The sequence below is a fragment of the Sphingomonas sp. Leaf30 genome (assembly GCF_001422525.1).
GTDB classification, from domain to species: domain Bacteria; phylum Pseudomonadota; class Alphaproteobacteria; order Sphingomonadales; family Sphingomonadaceae; genus Sphingomonas; species Sphingomonas aerolata.
Genome location: NZ_LMKZ01000019.1, coordinates 468 through 951 on the forward strand (window position 1 = coordinate 468; position 484 = coordinate 951).

Consider the following 484-nt stretch of genomic DNA (forward strand, 5'->3'; position numbering starts at 1 on the left):
CCGTTCATCAGCTTGAATGCTTTGGTCAGAGCCGCCCTAGCACCACTCATAAATCTACATATGTTTCTATAATGCGGAGCGATAGCTGCTGAATGTTACGAGCGGTTGTTCGGCAGCGAACGGTGAGAAGACTTCGGCACGGCATACCGGCTGTGCTGCATAGTGAGGAAGTGGAGCAATGATGAAAACCATGACTAGTGCGTCGCGCTGCTCCCCCTATCGGGTGCTGACGGCCCTTCTTGCGCTTCTCACGACAGGCATCGGCATCGCCGGCCGCGTAGAGGCGCAGCCACAGGCAGAGGTCGGCATCCCTTCGTCGAATCGCGCGCGCTTGGCCGTGCCCGGGCCGACCGCCACCGATGTTCGTATCTCATCTGAGCCGGGTGTTGTTCTGGCGGGAACGCTGTACCTGCCGGCAGGACACAGCAAGGGTCCCTATCCTTTGGCCGTGCTGATCGAGGGGAATGGGCCCAATAAACGCGGT

General features: G+C 59.3%; 1 protein-coding gene. It reads left to right on the forward strand.

Going from position 1 to position 484, the window contains the following annotated elements:
- Positions 1-181: 181 nt before the first annotated feature.
- Positions 182-484: hypothetical protein (locus tag ASE89_RS21010; protein WP_201781560.1), on the forward strand; the 303-nt coding region annotated here is incomplete at its 3' end.